General features: G+C 44.9%; 20 protein-coding genes. 9 read left to right on the top strand and 11 right to left on the bottom strand.

The features are described 5' to 3' along the window. Positions 1-7 precede the first annotated feature (7 nt). Positions 8-610, bottom strand: a complete 603-nt coding sequence (locus IGJ42_RS14705) for a class I SAM-dependent methyltransferase (RefSeq protein WP_429946839.1) — start codon at positions 608-610, stop codon at positions 8-10. A 152-nt stretch (positions 611-762) separates the two neighbouring features. On the opposite strand from IGJ42_RS14705, the gene IGJ42_RS14700 reads away from it, so the two are divergent. From IGJ42_RS14700 to IGJ42_RS14690, 3 genes are read left to right on the top strand one after another with little or no spacing between them, the layout of a single operon-like run. After that, entirely contained in the window at positions 763-1,458 is a 696-nt protein-coding gene (locus IGJ42_RS14700) for a 5'-methylthioadenosine/adenosylhomocysteine nucleosidase (protein ID WP_005227823.1), read from the top strand. Positions 1,459-1,501: 43 nt separating this feature from the next. Then, complete coding sequence (locus IGJ42_RS14695; protein ID WP_008379309.1) at positions 1,502-2,065, top strand: cysteine hydrolase family protein; 564 nt, start codon at positions 1,502-1,504, stop codon at positions 2,063-2,065. After that, on the top strand, positions 2,066-2,365 hold the full coding sequence (locus IGJ42_RS14690; RefSeq protein WP_087664562.1) for a hypothetical protein: 300 nt from the start codon (positions 2,066-2,068) through the stop codon (positions 2,363-2,365). Between the two features lie 50 nt (positions 2,366-2,415). Here IGJ42_RS14690 and IGJ42_RS14685 read toward each other — a convergent pair whose 3' ends face one another. After that, positions 2,416-4,308: a M13 family metallopeptidase gene (locus IGJ42_RS14685; RefSeq protein ID WP_429946838.1), complete on the bottom strand. Its 1,893-nt coding sequence runs from the start codon at positions 4,306-4,308 to the stop codon at positions 2,416-2,418. A 140-nt stretch (positions 4,309-4,448) separates the two neighbouring features. Between IGJ42_RS14685 and IGJ42_RS14680 the strand changes: the two genes are divergently transcribed. Then, positions 4,449-4,988, top strand: coding sequence for a C39 family peptidase (locus IGJ42_RS14680; RefSeq protein WP_005233534.1), 540 nt, complete (start codon positions 4,449-4,451; stop codon positions 4,986-4,988). Positions 4,989-5,059: 71 nt separating this feature from the next. Then, positions 5,060-6,025 carry a ribose-phosphate diphosphokinase gene (locus IGJ42_RS14675; protein ID WP_005233536.1) on the top strand — a complete coding sequence of 322 codons (966 nt, stop codon included), beginning with the start codon at positions 5,060-5,062 and terminating at the stop codon, positions 6,023-6,025. 77 nt (positions 6,026-6,102) lie between these two features. Here the strand turns inward: IGJ42_RS14675 and IGJ42_RS14670 are convergent, their stop codons facing one another. Both IGJ42_RS14670 and IGJ42_RS14665 read right to left on the bottom strand, forming a co-directional pair. Beyond that, complete coding sequence (locus IGJ42_RS14670) at positions 6,103-7,122, bottom strand: LacI family DNA-binding transcriptional regulator (protein ID WP_005227844.1); 1,020 nt, start codon at positions 7,120-7,122, stop codon at positions 6,103-6,105. A 107-nt stretch (positions 7,123-7,229) separates the two neighbouring features. Further along, positions 7,230-9,494 carry a glycoside hydrolase family 65 protein gene (locus IGJ42_RS14665; RefSeq protein ID WP_429946836.1) on the bottom strand — a complete coding sequence of 755 codons (2,265 nt, stop codon included), beginning with the start codon at positions 9,492-9,494 and terminating at the stop codon, positions 7,230-7,232. A 251-nt stretch (positions 9,495-9,745) separates the two neighbouring features. Between IGJ42_RS14665 and IGJ42_RS14660 the strand changes: the two genes are divergently transcribed. Continuing rightward, on the top strand, positions 9,746-11,920 hold the full coding sequence (locus tag IGJ42_RS14660; protein ID WP_016612956.1) for a PTS transporter subunit IIBC: 2,175 nt from the start codon (positions 9,746-9,748) through the stop codon (positions 11,918-11,920). 93 nt (positions 11,921-12,013) lie between these two features. Beyond that, positions 12,014-12,844 carry an endonuclease/exonuclease/phosphatase family protein gene (locus IGJ42_RS14655; RefSeq protein ID WP_016612955.1) on the top strand — a complete coding sequence of 277 codons (831 nt, stop codon included), beginning with the start codon at positions 12,014-12,016 and terminating at the stop codon, positions 12,842-12,844. 56 nt (positions 12,845-12,900) lie between these two features. On the opposite strand, the gene IGJ42_RS14650 is transcribed toward IGJ42_RS14655, so the two are convergent. The 7 genes from IGJ42_RS14650 to IGJ42_RS14620 all read right to left on the bottom strand — a co-directional run bounded on the left by IGJ42_RS14650 (position 12,901) and on the right by IGJ42_RS14620 (position 20,914). Beyond that, positions 12,901-13,341, bottom strand: a complete 441-nt coding sequence (locus IGJ42_RS14650) for a hypothetical protein (protein ID WP_005233546.1) — start codon at positions 13,339-13,341, stop codon at positions 12,901-12,903. Beyond that, positions 13,334-14,107 carry a MurR/RpiR family transcriptional regulator gene (locus IGJ42_RS14645; RefSeq protein ID WP_016612954.1) on the bottom strand — a complete coding sequence of 258 codons (774 nt, stop codon included), beginning with the start codon at positions 14,105-14,107 and terminating at the stop codon, positions 13,334-13,336. The genes IGJ42_RS14650 and IGJ42_RS14645 overlap by 8 nt, the downstream gene beginning before the upstream one ends. 63 nt (positions 14,108-14,170) lie before the next feature. Then, positions 14,171-15,502, bottom strand: coding sequence for a 6-phospho-alpha-glucosidase (locus IGJ42_RS14640; protein WP_060791567.1), 1,332 nt, complete (start codon positions 15,500-15,502; stop codon positions 14,171-14,173). Between the two features lie 13 nt (positions 15,503-15,515). Then, positions 15,516-17,108, bottom strand: coding sequence for an alpha-glucoside-specific PTS transporter subunit IIBC (locus IGJ42_RS14635; protein ID WP_005233553.1), 1,593 nt, complete (start codon positions 17,106-17,108; stop codon positions 15,516-15,518). Between the two features lie 187 nt (positions 17,109-17,295). Next, a complete protein-coding gene (locus IGJ42_RS14630; RefSeq protein ID WP_005233555.1) occupies positions 17,296-17,967 on the bottom strand; it encodes a type 1 glutamine amidotransferase in 672 nt (223 codons plus the stop codon). Next, a complete protein-coding gene (locus IGJ42_RS14625) occupies positions 17,960-19,309 on the bottom strand; it encodes a Mur ligase family protein (protein ID WP_005227862.1) in 1,350 nt (449 codons plus the stop codon). The genes IGJ42_RS14630 and IGJ42_RS14625 overlap by 8 nt, the downstream gene beginning before the upstream one ends. Positions 19,310-19,507: 198 nt before the next feature. Next, positions 19,508-20,914, bottom strand: a complete 1,407-nt coding sequence (locus tag IGJ42_RS14620; RefSeq protein ID WP_008379338.1) for a TrkH family potassium uptake protein — start codon at positions 20,912-20,914, stop codon at positions 19,508-19,510. Between the two features lie 392 nt (positions 20,915-21,306). Here IGJ42_RS14620 and IGJ42_RS14615 point away from each other — a divergent pair, with 392 nt between their 5' ends. Together IGJ42_RS14615 and IGJ42_RS14610 are read left to right on the top strand one after the other, a co-directional pair. Then, on the top strand, positions 21,307-22,125 hold the full coding sequence (locus IGJ42_RS14615; protein ID WP_016612950.1) for a Cof-type HAD-IIB family hydrolase: 819 nt from the start codon (positions 21,307-21,309) through the stop codon (positions 22,123-22,125). A gap of 183 nt (positions 22,126-22,308) precedes the next feature. After that, entirely contained in the window at positions 22,309-23,103 is a 795-nt protein-coding gene (locus IGJ42_RS14610) for an HAD family hydrolase (protein WP_345774313.1), read from the top strand. Positions 23,104-23,133 lie beyond the last annotated feature (30 nt).

Raw genomic sequence — 23,133 nt, 5'->3', positions numbered from 1 at the left:
TTTTTTGTTATTCGGTCGGCTTTTTCAAAATAGCTAAAAACATGGCCGCTGGCTGATTCATGAACAAATGATCCGCTTCATGAAAAACGGTAAAGGAAGTGTCGGTAAACCCAATCGCCTCTGTCAGTTGAGTCAATGCAGCAGGTTCAAACCCATTATGAACCAGCGGGTGAGACACGGCGGGATTTTTGAGGAAATCCACTAGGTAAAGGGTTCCTCCTGGCTGCAGCAAGGCGTATAGTTTTTCCATCATAGCGGCTGTGTCAGGAATATGCAGCAAGACGAGGGATAGCAGCACAGCGTCTGCTTTTGCTTGTAAGGATTCTTGCAGCAGATCGTGGACAGTTGCAGAAGCATTGGCCAGCTGCAGTTGGTTGATTTTTTTTTCAGAAACCTCGATCATGCCAGGGGCAGTATCCCAGATGGCTAAGTGCTGGACATAAGCTGCTAAGGGCAGACTTACTAGGCCGGTACCGCCGCCGATATCGATCAGAGTTTGGTGCTGGTTGTCTTTAAAATAAGGTTCAAGGGTTTGGGTGACTAATTGTGCTAACGCGATCCGTTCAGGGGTATCGTATTTTGCTGCCATGGCGTTGAAAATTTCAGACATAAGTGCCTCCTTTGATAATGACAAAAAACTGTTCGTTTCGTCAAAACTAGTTTATCATGAAAGGAGAAAAAACACGTCAGTAGATACGTGGGAATTTCTGTTGTTTTTCATTTTAAAGGATGAAAAATAAACGAGAAGCAGGAGGCAAACACATGAAAATTGGTATTATTGGTGCAATGGAGGAAGAAATCAAGGCGTTGCGGGAACAGTTGATTTCACCGCTTTCTTGGGAACGCGGCGGCGCACTATTTATTTCAGGAAGTATCGGCAATCATGAAGTGATCGTCGTTCGTTCAGGTATTGGTAAAGTTCTGGCATCGATCACCACTAGTTTACTGATCCAACAATACGGGGTCAATATGGTGATCAATACTGGATCAGCTGGTGGGATCGGTGCCGGTTTACAAGTAGGGGATTTAGTGATCTCAGATAAAGTGGCCTATTTTGATGTCGATGTGACGGGCTTTGGTTATGAATATGGCCAGTTGCCTGGTGGGATGCCTTTGTATTATGAAGCCAGCCGCTATTTGATCAGTGAGATGACAAAAGCCGCAGAAGCGACCCATCATACCGTGAAAAAGGGACTGATCGTTACTGGTGACAGCTTCATTCATGACCCGCAAAAAGTACAGGAGATTTTAGGACATTTTCCAGATGCCTTGGCTTGTGAGATGGAAGGAGCCGCGATCGCACAGACTGCGCAGCAATTCAATATTCCATTCTTAATCGTGCGCGCGATTAGCGACACCGCCGACCACGCAGCAACCGTCTCTTTTGATGAGTTTATCTTAGAAGCTGGCAAGCGTTCCGCTGAAATGGTCTTGGCATTCGTTGAAACATTAAAGTAACTTAAAAAACAGGAGAGCCGATCCGTAAGAGGAGGAAGGAAGCATGAGAGCATTACTATCCATTGATTATACGTTTGATTTTGTTGCAGATGAGGGACGATTGACGACGGGTGCTGCTGGGCAAGCGATTGAAGCTGCCTTAGTGGCTCGGACGCAAGCCTTTATCGAAGCCGGTGAGTATGTCGTTTTTGCCATTGATCGTCATGAGGAAACAGACAACTATCATCCTGAAAACCGCTTGTTCCCACCCCACAATCTTGCGGGCAGTGCGGGGCGACATCTTTATGGTCGTTTAGCCCCGCTTTATGAAACCTATCAGGAAGCGCCAAATGTCTATTGGATCGACAAGCGCCATTACTCAGCGTTTAGTGGTACCGACTTGGACATCCGACTCCGGGAAAGAGGGATCACGGAATTGTACCTGACCGGCGTTTGTACCGACATCTGTGTCTTGCATACAGCAGTGGATGCCTATAATTTAGGCTACCAACTGGTGATCGATGCAGATACCGTTGCCAGCTTTGACGCGGTCGGACATGAATGGGCACTACGCCATTTTGAAAATACCCTTGGTGCGAAAATCATTTCTGCGAAGGAGGAAGCATAAATGGGATGGATGGATCAATTAAAAGCAAATTTCAGTTTCAGTGAACTGACTAGCCTTTATCAAGCGTATCAAAAAGGGAATCTTGATGTGAAGGCGTTGTTGAACAATGACTTCTTACAAAAGTATACAGATTTTCAGAACTTGGATGAGTTTATGGCTAAACTAGGAATCCAGAATGAAAACCAAATCTTCGACTTTCTAAAAGACCGCCCCAATCGACAAAAAGCCGATAAAGTCGTCAATGAGCATTCTCAATTCGATTCTGTGATTAGTATGATGAAAAAAGCTTTACAGAAATAAACAATTGGCGAAGAAAAAGCGCAAGCAGAAAAATCTGCTTGCGCTTTTGTTTACCAGATCTGCACACGATCTTCTGGTGCACGATACATAGGGTCACCAGGTTTGATATCAAAGGTTGTATAGAATTCATCGATATTTTGGACTTGGATATTGGCCCGTAGTTTCGCTGGTCCGTGGACATCGATCGCCAGTAAGAGCTGTTGGTATTGTTCTTTGGCTTTTGTACGCCAAATCTTCGCCCAATTGGTGAAGAAGTCTGTTAAAGAAACATCGCTTTCTTTTTGCGCTGCTTCTAGCGCACAGCTTAGTCCGCCTGCATCGGCGATGTTTTCAGAAACAGTCAATGTTCCGTTGACGGTACCGCCGGCAAAGGGCAGGCCATCAAACTCGTCGATCATCGCTTGAGCTAAGCGTTCAAAGTGGGCCAGATCTTCTTCTGTCCACCAATTGTTTAAATTACCATATTCATCAAATTTTGCCCCGTTGTTGTCAAAGGCGTGGGAGATCTCATGAGCAATGACCGCGCCGATCCCCCCATAATTTGCGCTGGTGGATTGTTCCAAACTATAAAAGGGCGCTTGTAAAATTGCCGCTGGGAAAACGATCACGTTCTTAAATGGGTGATAGTAGGCATTCACGGTAGCGGCGGACATTTCCCATTCCTCGCGATCCACGGGCTGCTGCCATTTTTTGAAGCCATCTTCTCGGAACAAACGATTGAAATGCAGGGCATTTGCCAACAGACTTTTCCCTTCATCGGTATGCAATTGATCATAAATAGCAGGAACTTGATCAGGGTACCCGACATGGATGCCTAAACGATTCAATTTGATGATCGCTTTTTGGCGGGTTTCTTCACTTAACCACGTGTTGTTGCGCAAACGATCTTGGTAGACAGCAATCATTGTTTCCACCATGTGTTTGACGTCTTTTTTCGCCATTTCCCCAAAGTACTTGCGTCCATAATAATCACCGATCACTTGACTAAAATGACCCATCGTTAAGTAATAAGCCGCTTTTTGTTGGGGAGCCGCTTCATCGATCCCTGATAAGTAGCGACTGTAGGTTCCGCCTAACTGACGCAATTCTTCACTCAGATAGCTAGTATAGCGCAAGCTTTGGTTGACGATCATCCAGCCTTTCAAGAGTTCAAAATGGCTATCAGAAACAATAATGTCAAAGGCTTCAAAGTAAGCGGGTTCCGTTACGATCAGCTCTTCTGGTGTACCTGGTAAAAGGGCTGTCAAGAGTTGTGTAAAATCGATCTTGCTAGCTTGCTTTGCAAATTCCTCCAAGGAGCGAGGATTGTAGTTTTTACTATAATCCGCACTTTCTTCCGCACTGCGGACGTGAGGGGCGATCAATTTATCAAATGCGATCGCTTGCTCTACCAACGATTCCGCTTCTGCTTGGTCTTTTCCGTAAGCAACTAAAACGTTGACGGCCATCTCAAAGTAGACTTGCAGCATTTCGCCTGCTTGGGGATTTTCTGTGTAATAGGTTTTATCCGGCAAAATAGTAGCAGGCGGATAGACCGACAAAGTATTCATTTGCGCATTTTTCATGTCTGCATCGACATCCAGTTGGAAAGGCAAGGCAATGCCATCTAAAACGAAACTTGCCAGTTGCTGATTCAATTCCTCATAAGAACGCAACGCTTCGATTTTTGCTAATAGTGCATTTGCTTCAGTAGCGCCAGCTGCCTCTCGTTGGGCAAAATCGCTGGCTAAGCGGTAAAAAGCCACAGCATCCTTCATGCGGCCTTTTGGCGTAGCATGGGGATCGTGTGCCATATTTTCAAATTCTGCGATCATTAAGGAATCGATTCCGTCAACGAGATCTTGGAATCCACCCGTAGCGGGTTTATCTGCTGGAATAACAGCGGTCTCCAGCCACTCGCCATTTACATAGTCATAAAAATCATCTTTTAACAAGGTTGTCATGTCTTTCGCTCCTCTCGCTTTCTACTATTATGAAACAAAATCTGTAAGGACGCAAAGAAAAGTTTTCTAGACGAAAAAGGGTTTTGATCCAAGTAGGAGGAGAATCTAAGGTATAATAAGAAAAAAGGCAGGTGAACGAGATGGAACAAGTAGAGTGGAAAGGGATCGCCGAAGAGCGGTTTCGTCCGTATAAGCAGTGGGTCACTCCTTCAGGGTATTTATGCGGCACCTATGCGGCAGCCGTCTTTTTGGCCTACTATCAAGATTACATCGATGAAACGATCATCCCGAAAGCGTTTCGTCGAAAAAAACAGCGGGATCTGACAGTAGTGACGGAAATGCTGCGTGTGCTGATTCAGCCTCATGGGTTGCCGACGATCGCTTGGCAAGTCAGTCATGGTTTGACTCGGTTTTTCGATCAATTCCAATTGCCTTACCGCGGACGTGCGACCGTTGTTGGCGGTTGGCATCGAGCGTGCAAACGAATCGACGAAGGCAAACCGGTGATCATCGGTATTTTGAAGCCTTTAGGCAGCACATATGGCAATCATTGGGTCGTGGCTTACGCCTACGCCGAAACCGCCAGCGGAGAACGCTATTTTAAAGTTCATGACAACTGGGGCAACTACAAAAAAGTAATTCCCGCCAGTTGGGTAAACGGTACCGTCACACTTCCTTGAACGAGACGGTTAAAAAAACAGTCACTTTGTGCTAGAATAGAAGAAAACAACCACATTCATTGGAGGCAATCATGGGCGAAAGTTATAAAGATAGTTCGTTGAAAATTTTTAGTTTAAATGGAAATTTACCATTAGCAGAAAACATTGCGAAAGTTTTCGGTACAGAACTAGGGAAGTCAAAAGTGACACAGTTTAGTGATGGAGAGATTGCCATCAATATTGAAGAAAGTGTGCGGGGCGACCATATTTATATCATTCAATCGACGAATGAACCCGTCAATGATCATTATTTAGAGTTGCTGATCATGATCGATGCGATGAAACGGGCTAGTGCGAAGACCATCAATGTCGTTTTGCCTTATTACGCATATGCGCGGCAAGACCGAACCGCCAACCCGCATGAGCCGATTACTGCAAAATTGATTGCCAATATGCTGGTGGAAGCAGGGGCTTCTCGGATCTTGACGCTTGATCTGCATGCCGTCCAAGTTCAAGGATTTTTCGACATCCCAGTGGATAATCTCTTTACGATCCCATTGTTTGCCCATTATTATCGCGAACAAAAAATGACTGGTGACGACTATGTCGTTGTTTCACCAAAAAACAGCGGTGTCCAACGGACCCGTAGTTTGGCAGAATACTTAGATACAGCGATCGCGATCGTCGATCAAGATGAAGCCGATGGCGGCTATGTGATTGGTGATGTCGTTGGGAAAAAATGTATTTTAGTTGATGACATTTTAAATACCGGCCATACATTGGCAAAAGCGGCAGACTTGTTGAAGGAAGCTGGTGCCAGCGAAGTGTATGCTTGTGTGTCTCACGCCTTACTTTCGCCGCCAGCTAAAGAAATTTTGGATCAATCAGCGATTGAAAGGATTTGTGTCACCGATTCTTGTTGGACCAGCGAAGAACGCCATCCAGAAAAACTGCACTACATTTCTTGTGCTGAATTGATGGGGGAAGCCGTTCGCCGCATTCACGAAAATACACCAATGAGTCCATTGTTCCGCCTGGAAAGCAAAGAGTATAAATAAAAATATGAAAAGCACCCGCTATCCCTAGGGACAGCGGGTGCTTTTGCGTGTGGGGGAAGTGGACCAAACACAGCGGATCAGTTCAACTGGTTGCGGTTCAAGACCGTTTCTCGTTTGATCAGCTTATGTGGTACGACCAGCTGTACGCCGTTTGAATCTTCATGATTCAATTGCGCCATCAGCCGTTCGGTAGCGATTTTTCCTAAGGACAACACGTTGATATCGATACTAGTCAAATACGGATGGGTCAAAGTAGCAAAGATCGAATTATTGAAACTGATGATGGATAAGTCATCCGGGACTTTGTAGCCATACATCGTCGCTAATTGAATGATCCGCACAGCGAACAGATCATCGATCACGACGATGGCCGTTGCTTGGGATTCTTTGATCGTTTCTTCAAACGTGACGTAATCTTCCGCTTTTTCAAAGGTCAATGCTGGATAAAAGGGGAGATTTGCCAGCATCATGGCTTTTTGGTAGCCGAAAAAACGTTCGAAATACAGATTTTCATGGGTCGTATTAGTAGCAAATAAAATCTTCGTATGCCCTTGGGCGATCAGATGCTCGGTTGCTTGCTTGCCTAACAACTGGTTGTCATTATCGACAAAAACGATTTTGTCTTCATTGCTGTATGGTTGACCGATCAAGGTAAAGGGGACTTCTTTTTCGACCAGATAATCGATGATGGGGTCTTTTTCATCGGAATAGACCAAGATAAAGCCATCTACTTGTTTTTGCAGGTGCATCCGTTCCACGTTTTTTAGTAATGTAGCAAAGTCACGGGCGGAGGCAACGGCAACCGTCATTTGATGATGGCGGGCCTCTTCATTGATGGCTTCGATCGTTTCTAAATAAAAGGGGTTTCCTAGTCGTTCTTTCGAATCAAGGGGCGGCAAGATCACGCCGATGGCACTGGATATCTGTTTGCCGAGATTTCGAGCTGCAAGATTGGGGACATAGCCCATTTCTGCCATTACTTTGCGCACTTTCTTCTTAGTATCTTCAGAAATGCTGGGATGATCGTTTACGACACGAGAAACCGTGGATGTAGCGACGCCAGCCTTTTTGGCGACATCTTTGACCGTAATGCTCACTGATTTCCCTCCTTTTTTAGCTTATAGTATCACAAAGTGTCGGCACAAGGGTAGAGCCAATCAAAAGAAAGAAGAAATGCAGACATTTCTTCTTTCAGAAGGCTTGTTTAGTTGATCGCTGTACTGATTTCGTCTTCTAAAACATAGTCTTTGCCATACACCTTGATTGGCAATGCCTCACCGCTGATTTTTTTCAAAGTCACCGTTGACTCATTGACGGAAACAAAGAGCAGACGTCCACGATAGTTGATGTGGAAGGCATAGCGGCTCCACGTTTTAGGTAAGAATGGCGCAAACCCTAAATGGTCGTGATCGGTTTTCATTTGAGCAAAGCCTTGAACGATCGCTAACCAGCTGCCGGTCATAGAAGTGATGTGCAAGCCATCATCGGTATCATTGTTGTAATTGTCCAAATCAAGACGAGCAGTCCGCTCATACATTTCCAACGCTTTTTCTTCCATGCCTAATTCCGCTGCCAAAATCGCATGAATACTTGGGGAAAGGGAAGATTCATGCACTGTCATCGGCTCATAGAAATCAAAGTTCCGTTGTTTTTCTTCTTTGCTGAATTGATCACCGAAGAAGTAGATCCCTTGCAAAACATCGGCTTGCTTGATAAAGCAAGAGCGCAAGATATGATCCCACGACCAATTTTGGTTCAATGGTAAATGTTTTGGATCAAGATCGGAAACGGGCATCAAGTCTTTGTCTAAGAAGGTATCATGCTGGACGAAGACTCCAAGCTCTTGGTCTTCTGGGAAGTACATATTGTCGATGATGTCTTGCCATTTGGCTTGCTCTTCGTCAGAGATCGTGACAGCCGCTTCGTCTTTGAAGGCTTCATAGCTGGCTAAGGTATAAGCTAAGACCCAAGTAGCCATTTTATTGGTGTACCAGTTGTTATTGATATTGTTTTCGTATTCGTTTGGTCCAGTGACGCCATGGATCATGTATTTTTGCTGACGTTTTGAATAGTGGACACGATCTGCCCAGAAACGTGAAATCGCGCTTAACACTTCTAATCCTTCTTTTTTCAGGTAACTTGTATCGCCAGTATAATTCGTATAGTTGTAGATGGCATAAGCGATGGCACCGTTTCGGTGAATTTCTTCGAAAGTGATCTCCCACTCATTGTGGCATTCGATCCCAGTGAAGGTCACCATTGGGTAAAGGGCACCTGCTAAGCCTTGTTTTTGCGCATTGATATGGGCTTGCGGCAATTGGTTGTGACGGTATTTCAACAAGTTGCGGGTCACTTCTGGTTTTGCTAATGCCAAATACAATGGGACTGCATAGGCTTCGGTATCCCAGTAAGTCGCACCGCCATATTTTTCACCAGTAAAGCCTTTCGGTCCAATGTTCAGACGCTCGTCTTCACCATAATAGGTTGAGAACAATTGGAACAGGTTGAAACGAATCCCTTGTTGCGCCGCAGCATCGCCTTCAATGATCACATCGGCTAAATCCCAGCGGGCTTTCCAAGCAGCGACTTGTTCTGCACGCAACGCATCATAATCTGCTTTGTATAAAGTGCCTAATTCGGTGACTTTTGCTGGATGATCATGAGCGGGAACATCACGACTCGTAATGATCAAGACTTCTTTGATCAATGAGCAGGTGTCACCGGCTGCCCCAGAAAAGGCAAAGGTATCAGCGACGCAAAGTTCGCTTTTCACGGAATCAGTCGGTGTTTGGCTATGACGCATAGCAGAAGTGACAGTGAAGCGTTCAATGTCAAAATTATTTTCTACAGTCCGAGTGGTCAAGTAATGGAAGGTTTCGGTTTGGCCATGATCTAATTCTTCCCAGAAACGTTCGTCGTAGTTGCTGTCTTCGTTATGGACGTTGTTATCTAGTTTAGAAACGACTTTAATCTCAGCGTCGCCTTCAATGATCTCAGCATCCATCTTAATGAGGGCAAGTTCATGTTTTACGATGCTCAAGAAGCGTTCAAAAGAGAATTTAACCGTTGCACCTGCCAAAGTGACAGTAAAGTTGCGGCGTAAAATTCCGGTTTCCATGTCTAGTTCTAAACGGAAATCACTTGGGCTGATTTTTGCTAAGTCGACTAACTGGTCGTTGACAAATAGGTCCATCGCAATAAAGTTGACCGCATTGATCACTTTGCCAAAATAGTCAGGATAGCCGTTTTTCCACCAGCCAACACGGGTTTTGTCTGGGTACCAGACACCTGCGATATAGGTACCTAAGTGATGATCGCCGCTGTATTGTTCTTCAAAGTTGCCGCGCATTCCCATGTAGCCATTCCCGATACTTGTTAGCGACTCTTGCAGTCGACGATTTTCTTTATCTAAGGTAGATGTCGCGATTTTCCATGGATCGATCTCGAACAATCGTTGGATTTTTTTCATGAAAGTCCCTCCAGAATCTTTTTGATATCTCTATCATAAGCGCAAACGATTGCATCGTCAAGTGAAAGTTGTTGCGTTTAAAGAATTTCCTATTAGGAAACATCGAGAAAGAAAGATTCAGTTATATAAAGGTGGAAAAGCTAATAGAATCCCTTTTGATATTTCTGGGTTTACAAAATCTTTTTTCTCCGTTAGAATGAAATTATTAAGAAACCGATTGCGTAAATCGATTCAGGGAAGGAAGAAGGAAGATGAAAAAATTATTGAGCTTCGAATTTTGGCAAAAATTCGGAAAAGCGCTAATGGTGGTTGTCGCTGTTATGCCAGCCGCTGGTTTGATGATCAGTATTGGGAAAACGATCCCAATGATTAATGCCGACTGGGCATTCTTGATCACCACAGGAGGCGTCATTGAAAACATTGGTTGGGCAATTATTGGTAACCTGCATTTATTATTTGCATTAGCTATTGGTGGTAGTTGGGCTAAAGAGCGAGCTGGTGGGGCATTTGCTGCCGGGATCGCCTTTATTTTGATCAACCGGATCACTGGTTCGATCTTTGGCGTGACGAGCGCGATGTTAACCGAAGAAGGCGCCTTTACCCATACGTTGTTTGGGACAAAGATCATGATCGACGGTTTCTTTACTAGTGTATTAGAAGCACCTGCTTTGAACATGGGTGTCTTTGTCGGAATCATCGCCGGTTTTGTGGGGGCAACAGCTTACAACAAATACTATAATTTCCGCAAATTACCGGATGCGCTTTCCTTCTTTAACGGCAAACGCTTCGTCCCTTTCGTGGTGATTGCCCGTTCAGTAGTCGTCGCATTAGTATTATCGATCGTTTGGCCTTACATTCAAGCCGGCATCAACAACTTCGGTTTATGGATCGCGCAATCACAAGAAAGTGCGCCCGTTTTAGCACCGTTCTTGTTTGGAACCTTGGAGCGGCTGCTCTTACCATTCGGGCTGCATCATATGTTGACAATCCCGATCAATTACACCGAATTAGGTGGAACCTACACAATTCTTTCTGGGGCACAAGCCGGCACCCAAGTCTTTGGACAAGACCCATTATGGCTTGCCTGGGCAACAGATCTAGTGAATATGCGCAATGCTGGCGATACGTCACAATATCAATTTTTATTGGAAAACTTTGTTCCTGCCCGCTTTAAAGTTGGACAAATGATTGGTTCATCTGGGATCTTGATGGGCTTGTCTTATGCCATGTACCGCAATGTCGATGCGGACAAACGGCACAAATATACCTCTATGTATTTATCAGCTGCCATCGCTGTCTTCTTGACAGGGGTAACAGAACCGTTGGAGTTCATGTTTATGTTTGCTGCCGTACCGCTTTACATCGTTTATGCAGTCGTACAAGGGGCGGCATTTGCGATGGCGGATATCGTCAACTTACGGGTCCATTCTTTTGGGAATATCGAGTTGTTGACCCGTACCCCAATGGCGATCAATGCCGGCTTAGGACAAGATTTGATCAACTTTGTGTTAGTGACCATCGTCTTTGGTGTCGGGATGTATTTCTTGGCAAACTTCTTGATCAAAAAATTCAACTTTGCAACACCAGGTAGAAACGGCAACTATGAAACAGAAGGGGCCAGCGATGCGCCAGCAACTGCTTCGGCGGATGGCAACTTGAACCCAGATTCGCAAGTCGTGAAAATCATTCATTTATTAGGGGGACGTGAAAATATCTCCGACGTTGATGCATGTATGACCCGTTTACGAGTTTCTGTGAAAAATCGGGAAGCGGTCGGCGATGAAAAAGCGTGGAAAGCCGCAGGGGCTTTAGGCTTGATCGTAAAAGACAACGGTGTGCAAGCAGTCTATGGACCGAAAGCAGATGTCTTAAAATCAGACATTCAAGATATCTTAGATTCTGGTGTCACGATTCCCGAACCGACTGCTAGTCAAGCACCAGCTGAAACCACTACCCATCAAAGCCAAGGCGTGACAGCTGAACTAGCTGCCGTTGCCACTGGAGAAGTGATGCCGATCACCTCTGTCAAAGACCAAGTGTTTGCGGAAAAAATGATGGGTGACGGTTATGGCGTGCGTCCAGAGCAGACGACAGTTGTCGCACCAATCAGCGGGAAAGTCACCAACATCTTCCCAACGAAACATGCGATCGGCTTGCTTTCTGATGAAGGCATCGAAGTATTGGTTCACATGGGCTTAGATACCGTTGACTTAAACGGTGCACCCTTTACGGTAGCTGTCACTGAAGGACAACCAGTGGCGGTCGGTGACAAGTTAGCGGAGATGGATCTCGCTGCAGTAAGTGCTGCTGGCAAAGACACCACCATCGTTGTAGTGTTGACCAACAGCGATCAAATCGATTCCTTTGAATTGACCCAAATCGGCAAGCAACAAGCAGCCGCAGTTGTTGGAATCGTAAAACTATAATAAAATGACAAGCGGGTCGACTCTTTTGTTGACCCGCTCTCTTTTATTTTTAAAAGGAATCGTACAAGCAAACCGAGAGAAGGAGCCTTATTCATGAAGGTATTAACATTGAACACCCATAGCTGGTTAGAAGAAAATCAGCTAGAAAAATGCAAAATGATCGCACAAGAGATTGCAACAGGCAACTATGACATCATCGCCTTGCAAGAAGTCAACCAAACGATCGCTGCTCAAACCATCGTTCCTGATGGGCTTTATTGCCCGACAGATACGCTGGTGGAAATCAAGGAGGACAATTTTGCTTTACGCCTAGTGGAAGAACTGCAACTGTTAGACTGTGACTACTATTGGTCATGGACCTACAGTCACGTAGGCTATGACATTTACCACGAAGGCAATGCCTTATTGTCCAAACAGCCCATCATTGCCAAAGAATATCTTGCTTCACAAGCCACGGATGTCTGGGATCATACCACGCGCAAAAACCTGAGCGGCGTGACTGAAGCCGATGGGCAGATCGTACAAGTCGTTAGCTGTCACTTTTCTTGGTGGCAAGACGGTAAATTTGCCTACGAGTGGCAACAGACAGAAGCATTTTTAGCAGAACGGGCAGATACCTTATTGATTCTAGGAGATTTCAACAACGATGCCGCCAGTTCTGGTCATCAACTGGTCCTTGACAGCTCCTTACAGCTGCAAGACAGCTTTTTAACGGCTACCGAAACGATTGGTGAAGCCTCTGTCGTTAAAGCCATTGATGGTTGGCAAGACAATCGAGAAGCATTGCGGATCGATTATGTTTTTGCATCTAATGACCTGCAAGCAACGGAATATGAAGTCGTTTTTGACGGAACGCGTACTCCAATCGTCAGCGATCACTTTGGAATCAAAGTGGTTTTTGCTTCAAAAACAGATCCAAACTAACATGAGCTACAGCAAAAAAGCAGCGCCAACCGGCACTGCTTTTCTTTTTGGGGAAGTTAAATCGCTGATCGAACAAGGAGGAAAAAGAATAAACTCAATAAAAGAATGAATGCTAATGCCCCATAGGTAAAACTCTTTTCGCCCCAGGTTGCGTTTTCCTCCTGACTCGAAAGACTTCTTCTTGTAAAAAAGACGAGTCCTGCGCCGATGACATTCGCTGTCAGTAACTGTTGAAAGAAGATCAGGAATAAATACTGACCCAAAAGGCCTTTTTTACTCATGGAAAACCGTTGAATAAAGTACAGGCAAGCCCCTTGCAGCAAAAGGAGACTACTTAACAAGACCCCTAAAGCGGCTAACGGTTGCGAGTTGAGGTACTGGGCAAAGGTCATCCCATGGTTGAAGGCAGTCAAGGAAAGATAAAGATAGTAAGCACCGGCGATCAAAAGCCAATAACTCAGTAAAATCAATGGAAACGCCCATTTTCGTTTAGTCATGGTTGCCCTCCTGTAAAGTGAATAGTCCGTAGGAACGGATCAAATAATCAATCAAGCAGCTCAGTCCGATCAAAGACTGGCTAGGGATTTTCTTGCGACCGATTTGAAAAAAATCGCAATAATAGGTCAGGTGAAACGTTGAATGGCGAGCAAAATAATTATCTCCTGGCGCACTCAATGTCAAAACGGGAATCTGACGAATCGCAAAAGTCGTCAGATTCTCTTTGACGTTTTCTGTTTCGCCGCTGAGTGAGGCGATGATCACACAATCTTCGGCAGTGATCATCGGCATGACCATATCAAATTCCGTTTTGTTCGGCAATACGATCACTCGTTTTTCCATAGAAAGCATCATTTTGGAAAACTCCTCCAGTGCTTTCTTTTGGGAAAACCCAGTTGGGTAGCAGTAGATGGTTTTGCTGCGGTCAAACAAGCGGTTGAGGGCAGCTAAGTCTACCGTTTTTACATAGTTGAGGGTGGCGAAAATATCCTCTTGTTGCTTTTCAAAAATCGTTTTTTGCTGCGAAATCGTTGTTGCCTGTTCTTGCTGATGCCGTAGAAAATATTTGAACTCGGAATAGCCAGAAAAACCAAGTTTTTTCGTCAACCGTAAAATAGAAGACTTTGAGACGTGAACCTGCTCGGATAGCTCGACGATCCCCATAGATAGAACGGTGGCGCCGTTGGAAAGAATATAGTTCAGAATGCCACGATCAAGTTCACTTAACTCTGCTTGGTGCTGTTGAATCAAATACTGTAATTTCACAAAAACCCCTCCTTATTGATTAAGTATAGCTGAAAAGCCAGGAGGGGAGGCGAAGAACGCTGGCTAGTGTAATTCTGGCCAAAAGGCTTGATTTGCTTCGATCAATTCATCGAGTAATTCTTTGGCTACACGGGCATTTGGGACCACTTTTGAAAGAATCAGTGCTTGCCACAGCTTCTGGTAAGAACCCTCTGCCCAAGCTTCCACGACTAATTTTTCTACGGCGACTTGTTGTTCCATCAATCCTTTTTGGAAGCGAGGGATCTTGCCTTGTGTGATTGGTTCTGCCCCGTTACTGCCGACGATACAAGGCACTTCCACCATTGCCTGTTCATCAAAGTTGACGATCGCTCCTTCGTTAGGCACGATCAACAGCATCCGTTCTTGCGTGTTATAAGCAATCGCTCGTGCAAGGTCAACAATGTAGCTGGCGTGTTCATCCACTTCAAGCGTGGTGTCAGTCGCTGTCTGGTTTTCTACGATGCGTTGGCATTCACCAAAGACGTGTTTTTCGCGACCAGCCATGACTTCATTTGCCCGTGTAAAAGATGGGTTGGTGTGCGCCACTTCATCTTGAGGGAAAAAGTAATACTTCAAGTAGGTATTTGGCAAAGTGGATGGATCAACCTCGTACACTTCTTTTGCTTTGGCAAAGGTGTGCATCCAGCTGGCATCAGCATGTTGGCTCGCTTCGATTTCTTCTGGCAATGAATAGCCGTATTTTGCTACATGCGCTTGGATCTGCGGCAGCAAGTCATTGCCAGCTTTGTCTCGTATATCTGTCCACCAGCCAAAGTGATTCAAGCCATAATAGCGAACGACCAATTCTTTGCGAGAAGCTAAACCGATCGCTTGCGCCATCCGTTCTTCGATTCCCACTGGCATATCACAAATATTAATGATCTTAGCATCAGGGCGCAATTTACGAGTCGCTTCTGCGACGATCGCTGCAGGATTGGAATAATTCAACATCCATGCATCAGGGGAATATTTTTCCATGTAATCGACTAACTCCAATACACCGCCGATAGAACGCATCCCATAAGCGATCCCGCCAGGACCACAAGTTTCTTGGCCGACCACACCATATTTCAAAGGGATTTTTTCATCCTTTTCGCGCATCGCATACAAGCCAACTCGGATATGCGCCATTACAAAATCGACATCCTGAAACGCGGTTTCGGGATCAGTAGTTGCTAAAAAGCTGATTTCGGGTGCGCGTTCTTTCAATAAAATCTCGCAAGCTTGTGCCACTTTTTCTTGTCGTTCTTCCAAATTGTCGTAAAACTTGATTTGGCGAATCGGGAAACGATCCAAGTGTTCTAAAAGCATCAAGACGATTCCTGGGGTAAAGGTACTGCCGCCTCCGGCGATCACGACTGAAAATTTTTTCATTTTTGTTTCCTCCTTAGTCTGATACAGCTAATAATTTTTCGAATTGTTCTCTCACTTGTGGCACATCCAGGCCAACGATCACTTGGAAGGCGTTGCCGTTGCGAACGACACCATGGGCACCAGCGCCTTTAAAGATGTCATCTGGCAGCACTTGGTCTTGATCTTTGACGGTGATTCTTAGGCGAGTGGCACAATTAGTGACTTTATCGATATTGTCGCGACCGCCAAACCCTTCTAAGTAGACTGCGGCTTGTTCGGTGTAGCGATTGGCACCGGCAATCACTGGAGTTCCAGTGTTGGCTTGTTTTTCTTTGTAATCTTTTTTGGTGTATAGTTTGACTTCGCTATTGTTTTCTTCCCGTCCTGGTGTGGCTAACTTAAATTTGAGGATCAAGAAGCGGAAAACAAGGAAATAAAGCGCAGTAAAGGCTAACCCAATCACCAACTGCGTGAAGATCATACTGCGATGATTTTGAAATAGCGGAATCCAGACCTTCGCTAACAGATCGATCAAGCCGCCCCCCATATCTCCAACGACCCCGAAGGCAAACATCGTTGCCGCCATGGTCGCTGCTAAAACAGCGTGCACCGCAAAGAGGGGTGGTGAGATAAAGAGGAAGGTGAATTCCAATGGCTCAGTGATACCAGCTAAAACGGCAGTTAAAGTGGCAGGGATCAAAATCGCTAAGACTTTCTTTTTATTCTCAGGCTTGGCTGTGAAATAAAAAGCAGCAGCGATCCCCGGTGCAGCAAAGATCTTAGAATTGCCATGTAAAGCAAAGCCCCCTTCAGGGAAAAGCTCTTTCAATGGTCTGGTGGATTGGGCAAATTCTTGTAAATGTGCCATCCAGTATTTGGAGATTCCTTCTTCGACGACAGCAGGACCAAAAACAAAGGGGGTATACACGAAATGATGGAGACCTGTGGGGATCAATATTCGCTCTAAGAAAGTATAGAGCCAGACCCCAAAGACCCCAGCACTTGCTAGAAACCCTTGCATGGACCCAATGCCAGCTTGGACTTTCGGCCAAATCAATGCAATCAAGAAAGCGACTGGCAACATCAAAAAGAATCCAAGGATCACGACAAAGGAAGAGCCTTGGAAGATTCCGAGAAAATCAGGCAGCTTCGTATCGAAAAACTTGTTGTGAAGATAGACGACGATCGCCGAAATAAAAATTGCTCCGATAATACCAGTATCTAATGTTTTGATGCCGGCGATCATTTTCAAGCCACTCTCACCGCCGGGATCAGCTGCAAAGTTGACACCGAAGAAGTGACCAAAGTACTCGATCATGCCAGAAATAAAATAATTACAAGTAATATAGACGACAAAGGCTTCCATTGCCGCTCGCGCATTGGCTTTTTTTGCGAGACCGATCGGTAATCCAATAACAAATAGTAATTCCATTTGGTTGAAGACCGTCCATGCACCGTTTTCAATGATCGTCCAAATGTTGAACCAAGTAGAGCCTTCAGTGGCGATGCTCCCCACAAGCATCGGATTTTTAAAGATAATACACAGCGCGACCATGATCCCCGAAAATGAAAACAAGAGGACCGGGGTAAACATCGCACCGCCAAACCGCTGAACTTTTTCCATCATAATTTCTTAACATCTCCTTTCAATTTTTACTACAACCTCAGTATAGAAAAGAAAGATAGCGGTTACAATAAAGTGAGGCGGCATAGGAACGTAGAAGCAAACAAAGAGAAAAGGCAGCAACTGCGGGGAAATTTCCCATAAAAAAACAAACCTGCGAAAAACAGGTTTGTTTGCTAAGTACGTGTATTTAAATTTCGACGTTGCCATAACGATTGGCAAGGGCGGTGCGGATCAAGCGCTCTGCCAAATGCTCATTTCTTGCGAGAAGCGGTCCGTGGAAGTAAGAGCCGAACACATTGCGGTAAACCACGCCTTCGGTTTGGTCTTCGCCATTGTTTCCTTGTCCTTGGATGACTTTCCCCAATGGTTTTTCCCCTTTACCTAAGAAAGTACGGCCATTATGGTTTTCAAAGCCATAATAGGTCTCATCGAATTCTTCATTGTGGATCACGATGTCACCGATGAACCGGTTGTTTTCCTGGCTTAAGGTGTAATGATCCAAGGCACCGATCCCCTTGATTTTCTCGCCGTTGGCACCGATGTAGTAATGACCCAGCAATTGATAGCCGCCGCAAATTGCCAGCATCACGCCATCATTTTCGATATAGCTGGTCAGGGCTTCTTTTTTTGATTGGATATCTTGTGAAACGATCACTTGTTCAAAATCTTGCCCGCCACCGAAGAAGACGAGATCATATTTTTCAGGATCGAAGGGCTCGTGAATGCTGACGACTTCTGCGTTGAAGGTCACGCCTAGTTTTTCGGCCACGTAGCGCAGCATCAAGAGATTGCCATTGTCGCCATAAGTATTCAAAAGATTTCCATACAAGTGGGCAACATTCAGTTGATACTTAGTCACGACTCATTCCTCCTTTGATATAGCCTTTTTCCGCAAGCTTTTTGCGTAGCTGCAGGACTGCAGTGTAAGTCGCTAAAATATAGACTTTTTCTGTTGGTAAGTCTGCAATTTGCTTGATGACGTCATCAAGTTCAGGGGTTTCAATGATTTTCTCTTCAGGGATCCCCGCAACTTTTAACCGCAACGCCATATCTTTGTGACGATCACCACCAGCGATCACTTGAGGAATCCCCATATCGGCAAACGCTTCATGGTCGCCATCCCAAATCCAGCTGACGTCGATCCCATCTGCGTAGTTGGCATTCAACAAGCTGACTAGTGAGAAAGGATAGGGCGACAGGCCGATCATATCGATGACTTGGTTCAAACCAACAGGGTTTTTAACTAAGACTAACGTACATTCTTTGTCCCCGATGCGGATCACTTCTTGGCGGCCAAAGACTTTTTCGTCATAGGCCAAACCAGATTTGATTTTTGCAGGTGCTACGCCATAATATTCCGCAACCGCAGTTGCCGCCAGCGCATTGTAGACATTGTACATCCCACCAACTTCGATGCGATAGTCATTGCCATCGATCACAAAATCAGCAGAGGTGTTGTCCATTGCGGTCATTTCCGTCAGTTTATAATCCAATTCTGGTCGATGGAAGCCGCAATTTGGGCAGTAGTATTTCCCAAGATTGGCATAGGTGATCATTTTATAATGCAAAATGTGATGACACTCAGGACACAACACGCCATCCGTATTGTAATGGGCCATCTGCTCTTCATCTGGCAAATGATCAAATCCATAGTATTTCCGCGGATTGACAGTTGCCACCGAATTGAACAGTGGCGAATCCCCATTGCAGAGGATCGTTGCTTCCGGTGAGTTTGCCGCACCTTCAACGATCATTTTATAGGTCGTATAGATCTCGCCATAACGGTCCATTTGATCGCGGAAAATATTGGTGAAAACGAACAATTCCGGTTTGATGTACTTCGTTACTTTGCTGAGACTGGCTTCATCGATTTCTAAAACCGCAAATTTTTTGCCTTTTTTAGGGCGTGCCGATAGAAAGGTTGAAACGATCCCTTGGACCATATTGGCGCCGGTGGGGTTCGTTAATACTTCATCAAATTCTTGGCGCAAAATATTGACAGTCAAGGCAGTCGTCAATGTTTTGCCGTTGGTGCCTGTGATCACGACGACTTGGTAATCTTTCGCCAAATGATCTAATATATGTGGATCAACTTTTAATGCTAATTTACCAGGCAGGCTTGAGCCACCTTTGAAAAAGTTCTTTAATACCCATTGAGAGGTCTTACCGACTGAAACAGCCAGATGACTTCGTATTCCCATAATGTAACCCTCCATTAGAGCGAATGCTTTCGTTGTGCAAATTCAATTTATCATACCATATACCAAGAAAAAGGTTAAATTGCTTTTGCGATTCTTTAAATTTCTACAAAGACCATGTTGATAAACGGCTCTTTCACTTGCGATGATCAACAAATTGAAAAGCAAAACAGCAAACCTTCTGCCAGGTTTGCTGCTGCTTTAACCGATAATGATTTTTTCCGTTGGGTACTCGTAGCCTAAGTCACGTGTTTCTTTTGGTACGAATAACATCAAGGTGTACAGCATACCGACACGGCCGATAAACATCAAAAGAGCAATCACGAGTTTGCCGATGGTTGATAAATCGCCCGTGATTCCTAAAGAAAGCCCTGTGGTTCCAAAGGCCGAGGAAACTTCAACAATGATGGCGATCAAAGGGATATCCTCGATGGCGGTCAAGAATAAGACACAAAAGAAGCACATGCCCATCGAAAGCATGAAGACCACCACTGATTTACGGACGTCATCTTGATCGATCCGGCGACCGAAGATATTGATATTGTCCTCACTTTTCAAGAAGGCATAGAGGTACAGCCCAATGATGGCAATGGTCGTCGTCCGAATCCCCCCACCAACAGAGCTGGGACTACAACCAATAAACATCAGCAAGGAGAAAACGATCAACGTCGTGGTTTGGAAGTTGCCTAAGTCATGGATCTGCAGGCCAGCATTCCGCGTTGTCATGGAATAAAACATGCTGTTCATCCACATACCACTAAAGCTGTAATCTTTGAATAAATAATCTTTCTCAAGGAAAAAGATCGCTAATGTACCGCCGACAAAGAGGATCACGAAAGCCAAAACAGCAATTTTTGTGAATAAAGAAAAGCGAAACGGCAAGCGGCGGCGTTGTTTTTTCATTTTAAAAAGGACCCATTCCCGAAAGTCCATGATCACTGGAAATCCGATCCCCCCGATAAAAATCAAAATCATGATACACGTCAGGAAGAAATAATCATGGGAAAACGGCAAGATGGAATTGCCCGTCACATCAAACCCTGAGTTGGTCACAGCAGAGATCGCTTGATAAAACCCATAAAAGATCGCGTCACGCCAATTGTCATAATACCCGTAAAGATGAAAATAAACAGCGAAGATCGTACCTGCTACCAACTGACAAACTAAAATGATGGTAAACGTCGTTCGAATCATCCGAACGATCCCGCTAAGCTTTGGCTGGTTCATATCTGTCATGATCAATTGGCGCTGCTTTAAACTGATTTTGCGCCGTGAAACGATCGCAAAAAAGGTCGAGATCATCATGATCCCTAAACCACCAACTTGAAAGAGGACTTCCAATAAAATGACCCCGCGGTCGTTAAATACGTCATTGATCGGGAAGGTAGTCAACCCTGTGACACTGACCGTGCTGACCGCCATAAAGAACAGATCGATAAACGCGACATGAGAGCCCGGTTCCCGAAAGAAGGGAAGTGAAAAAAGCCCCAAAGAGACCACCGTCATCACGATATAATAAAAAACAATCACTTGGATTGAAGATACATTCTGGGAAATAAACGTCTTGCTCCTGCGCTGCGTCAAGCGAGCAAAGCGGGTAAAGTTCATAACAAAAACCCCTCACTAATTAAACTATCCCCAGTATACCAAAGAACCAAGTAGATTTGAAAGAAAGCAGGATAGAATTTATGTGGGGCAGAAATTGCGCAAGGAAACGTTTCTGGAGTGATTCTTTTCATTCGGGCAAAGGAGCCGCCAATCAATCCTTGTGTTTGGCAGCGATGGTCTGCCTTTGAATGATCTTCAATCATTGTAAGGATTTTTGAAAAGGTAGGCACGATTGAATGGTGTAAAGCAGTAGTCTCTTTTTTTGAGAGGCACTATCCCTTCAATCGATTTTTTAGCAAGAAAAAGGATGCGGAAGTTGTATATACATGTTAAAATAATAATGTAAGAAAAACGCTTTCTTTAATAAAGAAAGCCAGAATGGAGAGAAGTAGATGAATGCCAACCCTTATGATATCAAGTTAGTAGCTGTCGATATGGATGGAACCTTTATGCGCACGGATTATACGTATGATGTTCCCCGCTTCAAGGCCGTGTTGGCCCGCATGAAAGCAGTCGGCTGTCAGTTTGTCGTTGCCAGCGGCAATCAGTATTACCAGTTGCGGGCTCAATTTCCCGGCTATGATCACGAGCTGAGTTTTGTTGCAGAAAACGGAGCACTTGTCAAAGACAAAGAAACAGTGCTTTTTGCAGCGGACATTCCCCGAGAAACGGTTTTCGCAACCTTAGATTTATGTAAAAAATACCCCGAAGTTAAAAATGTAATGTGTGGGCTCAATAGTGCTTATTGTGAACGGGGAACGGTCAGTGATGCTTTTTTTGAATTAACAAATAAGTATTACCACAAATTGCAATGGGTCGATGACTTTGCCCAAGTAGAGGACACGATCCTGAAATTTGCCCCAACCGTTCCTGTCGAAAAAACGGCCTATTATTCGGAACTATTTCAAAAAGAACTAGCTGGTTTGCTAGTGCCAACAGGCAGTGGGCATGGTTCCGTGGATCTGATCGTGCCTAACTGCCACAAAGCATCAGGATTGGCACGCTTGGTAGAGCGATGGGGGATCACTCCTGAGCAATGTGTCGCTTTTGGCGATGGCGGCAATGATTTGGAAATGTTAGCCTATTGCCAGAGAGGCTATGCGATGGACAATGCGCCAGAAAACGTCAAAGCCGTTGCCACCGCTGTCTGTCCCTCAAATGATGAGGATGGAGTATTAGTCACATTGGATCAGCTGTTCCCGATAGTCTAGGCGTTCTTTAAGATTCTTAAAAATAGGTAAGTATTCCGATCAATTTTCACGATTTCAGAAGAAAACGCTGGCAATTTATGAGAAGATAAAAGAAATAAAAGATAACAGCGACGATCCGCACGGAACAATAGAGAGAAAAGCGCATCAATTTTTTTGAAAATCGAGACGGAAATGGGGAAGATCATGAAGAACGTGAAAATTATTTTTTTTGATGTTGATGGCACACTGATCGACATGAGCAAAAAGCAAATCTCTAAAAGAATGTTAGCCACATTAAAAGCCTTGAAGAAGCAAGGGATCCTGTTGTGCATTGCGACTGGCAGAAGTCCCATCGCGTTGCCGCAATTTGAAGGCGTGACCTTCGATGCGTTTTTGACCTTTAACGGATCGTATTGTTTTAATCAAGCAGAGGGGATCCACCAAAACCCCATTCCTAAAAAAGATGTTCACCAAATCATAGAAAATGCGACGGCGCTCAAGCGTCCAGTAGCAATCGCAACGAAGGATCGTACCGTTGCCAATGGCAAAGATGCTGATTTAGTTGAGTATTTTTCCTTTGCTCACCAAGAAGTGATCGTGGCAGAAGATTTTGAAGAGTTGATCCAACAGCAAGACATTTTCCAAGTGATGTTAGGTTCAGGGAAAGAAGACTACGCCAAAGTGATGGCAAATACTACAGAGGCGAAAATCACCGCCTGGTGGGATCGGGCAGTCGATATTATTCCAGCCAGCAGCGGGAAAGGAAGCGGCATTGCCAAAATGCTGGCTTACTATGGCTTGGATAAATCCGAAGCCATTGCCTTTGGGGATGGCAACAATGATATTGAGATGCTGGAGGCAGTCGGCTGGGGTCTAGCAATGGCCAATGCTTCGGATGAGTTAAAAGCGATCGCCGACGAAGTGATTGGTCACGTAGCCGAGGAAGGCATTTATCAATACTGCTTAGAAAACGGGTTGCTGGGTGAAGCCGTGCAGTGATGGGCAATGCGTCAGTTGCTGTTGCCCGCT

Source organism: Enterococcus sp. DIV1067f, assembly GCF_050543505.1.
Taxonomy (GTDB): Bacteria; Bacillota; Bacilli; order Lactobacillales; family Enterococcaceae; genus Enterococcus_D; species Enterococcus_D entomosocium.
This window is presented reverse-complemented; position numbering and strand designations above follow the sequence as displayed.

What these genes read in the sequence shown, in the direction of transcription:
- IGJ42_RS14640 (WP_060791567.1), bottom strand. Translation starts at nt 15,502, where the DNA reads ATGAAAAAATTTTCAGTCGTGATCGCCGGAGGCGGCAGTACCTTTACC.
- IGJ42_RS14650 (WP_005233546.1), bottom strand. Translation starts at nt 13,341, where the DNA reads ATGACTAAACGAAAATGGGCGTTTCCATTGATTTTACTGAGTTATTGG.
- IGJ42_RS14635 (WP_005233553.1), bottom strand. Translation starts at nt 17,108, where the DNA reads ATGATGGAAAAAGTTCAGCGGTTTGGCGGTGCGATGTTTACCCCGGTC.
- IGJ42_RS14625 (WP_005227862.1), bottom strand. Translation starts at nt 19,309, where the DNA reads ATGGGAATACGAAGTCATCTGGCTGTTTCAGTCGGTAAGACCTCTCAA.
- IGJ42_RS14615 (WP_016612950.1), top strand. Translation starts at nt 21,307, where the DNA reads ATGAATGCCAACCCTTATGATATCAAGTTAGTAGCTGTCGATATGGAT.
- IGJ42_RS14665 (WP_429946836.1), bottom strand. Translation starts at nt 9,494, where the DNA reads ATGAAAAAAATCCAACGATTGTTCGAGATCGATCCATGGAAAATCGCG.
- IGJ42_RS14680 (WP_005233534.1), top strand. Translation starts at nt 4,449, where the DNA reads ATGGAACAAGTAGAGTGGAAAGGGATCGCCGAAGAGCGGTTTCGTCCG.
- IGJ42_RS14685 (WP_429946838.1), bottom strand. Translation starts at nt 4,308, where the DNA reads ATGACAACCTTGTTAAAAGATGATTTTTATGACTATGTAAATGGCGAG.
- IGJ42_RS14655 (WP_016612955.1), top strand. Translation starts at nt 12,014, where the DNA reads ATGAAGGTATTAACATTGAACACCCATAGCTGGTTAGAAGAAAATCAG.
- IGJ42_RS14610 (WP_345774313.1), top strand. Translation starts at nt 22,309, where the DNA reads ATGAAGAACGTGAAAATTATTTTTTTTGATGTTGATGGCACACTGATC.
- IGJ42_RS14675 (WP_005233536.1), top strand. Translation starts at nt 5,060, where the DNA reads ATGGGCGAAAGTTATAAAGATAGTTCGTTGAAAATTTTTAGTTTAAAT.
- IGJ42_RS14705 (WP_429946839.1), bottom strand. Translation starts at nt 610, where the DNA reads ATGTCTGAAATTTTCAACGCCATGGCAGCAAAATACGATACCCCTGAA.
- IGJ42_RS14700 (WP_005227823.1), top strand. Translation starts at nt 763, where the DNA reads ATGAAAATTGGTATTATTGGTGCAATGGAGGAAGAAATCAAGGCGTTG.
- IGJ42_RS14660 (WP_016612956.1), top strand. Translation starts at nt 9,746, where the DNA reads ATGAAAAAATTATTGAGCTTCGAATTTTGGCAAAAATTCGGAAAAGCG.
- IGJ42_RS14695 (WP_008379309.1), top strand. Translation starts at nt 1,502, where the DNA reads ATGAGAGCATTACTATCCATTGATTATACGTTTGATTTTGTTGCAGAT.
- IGJ42_RS14690 (WP_087664562.1), top strand. Translation starts at nt 2,066, where the DNA reads ATGGGATGGATGGATCAATTAAAAGCAAATTTCAGTTTCAGTGAACTG.
- IGJ42_RS14620 (WP_008379338.1), bottom strand. Translation starts at nt 20,914, where the DNA reads ATGAACTTTACCCGCTTTGCTCGCTTGACGCAGCGCAGGAGCAAGACG.